This is a genomic window from Methylophaga sp. (assembly GCF_030651745.1).
The window spans coordinates 1-1,663 of the sequence record NZ_JAUSCC010000144.1 but is presented as its reverse complement, the minus strand read 5'-3'; the positions used below and the strand labels follow the sequence as shown (position 1 = coordinate 1,663).

The 1,663-nt window shown below is 51.9% G+C and carries 1 protein-coding gene; it reads left to right on the top strand.

The features are described from left to right. The first annotated feature begins 284 nt into the window (after window positions 1-284). Window positions 285-1,574, top strand: coding sequence for a diaminobutyrate--2-oxoglutarate transaminase (locus Q7V21_RS16780; protein WP_304918380.1), 1,290 nt, complete (start codon window positions 285-287; stop codon window positions 1,572-1,574). Window positions 1,575-1,663 lie beyond the last annotated feature (89 nt).

Here is a 1,663-nt window from a genome sequence, read left to right as displayed (position 1 = left end):
TCGGCAATTGCTTGAATACTTTTATCGCCGCGTTGCAAGACTTTACTCAGGGCTTGCTCTTTAAATTCTTCACTATAACGGGTTTGCATTAGGGTTGCCTCTATAAATGGGTGAGGCGACAACTATCCTGACACAGGGGGGTTTCAACCTAACATAAGGGGCGGTCAATGTTGGGTTACAAAAAGCCGTAACCTAACGTCGGCTGAACTTGTTGACAGTGTGGATACGGTGCCCGGAAGTTCGAAAGGGCAATGATTGAAAAAAATTAATGTGGAGATGTCGTCATGATACAAGAAGTTATTCAACCTGAAATGGATTACGTTCTGGAAGAAGGGCCATTAATGCAACCCGTTGTCAATGATGAAATGGATGTTGCTGAAACGGAGAGCAATCGCTATTACCTGGATCGGCAGTCGGGGTTTGAATCCAACGCTCGAAGCTATCCTCGCCGTCTTCCTATCGCCATTCGCCGGGCGGACGGTGTGTTTGTTGAAGATATGGATGGCCGTCGTTATATGGACTGCCTGGCCGGAGCGGGGGCATTGGCGTTAGGTCATCATCATCCGGTAGTCGTGGAGGCGATTCGACGGACCTTGGCGGATGGCGTGCCTTTCCAGACCCTGGATCTGACGACGCCGGTTAAAGACCGGTTTGTCGAGGCGTTGTTTTCCAGTTTGCCTAAAGCGTTCGCCGATCAGGCCCGCATTCAGTTTTGCGGTCCGTCCGGTGCCGATGCGATTGAAGCCGCCGTTAAACTGGTGAAGACGGCTACCGGGCGGCGATCAATCCTGGCTTTTCACGGCGCTTACCATGGCATGACGCATGGTGCATTAGGGTTGACCGGCGAAATCGGTCCTAAACTGCACGTATCCGGGTTGATGCCGGATGTGCATTTTCTACCTTTCCCGTATGTTTACCGATGCCCTTTCAGCTTGGGCGGAGAAGTCGGCTGGCGCTCATCTTTAGCCTATATCGAACGGCTCCTGGATGACAGCAACAGCGGTATTACGCCGCCGGCCGCAATGATTTTGGAAATTGTACAAGGAGAGGGAGGCGTTATTCCGGCACCGGACGAATGGTTGCGGGAAATTCGTCGCATGACCCGGGAGCGGGAAATCCCGTTGATTATCGATGAAGTACAGACTTGTATCGGGCGGACGGGACGCATGTATGCCTTCGAGCACTCCGATATTCTGCCGGACGTGCTGGTGCTCTCGAAAGCGATAGGCGGCGGATTGCCGTTGAGCGCAGTGGTGTATCACAAGGATTTGGATCGTTGGCAACCCGGCGCTCATGCAGGCACCTTTCGCGGCAATCAGCTTGCGATGGCAGCAGGAACCGCGACACTTCAGTATGTAAAAGAGCATCGACTGGAACACCATGCGCATGAAATGGGCGAACGGTTGATGGCTATTCTTCAAAATATTCAAAAAGATAAACCGCAAATCGGTGATGTCAGAGGGCGCGGGCTGATGATCGGTGTCGAGGTAGTCAATCCGGTTGACCCACCGGATGCGCTCGGCCGGAATGTGTCAATGACATTGAGACACCCAGTTGTTTTATTTAGTGTCTAATTGTTGTGTATTTATGGGTCAAGTTTCTCCCTTTGTGTTAATAGGCGGATTAATCCAAACGGCGTTAGGCAAGCTGGGTGGTAAAGGGC

Excerpts from the sequence above, each read along its gene's own strand:
- Q7V21_RS16780 (WP_304918380.1), top strand. The coding sequence starts at position 285 with ATGATACAAGAAGTTATTCAACCTGAAATGGATTACGTTCTGGAAGAA.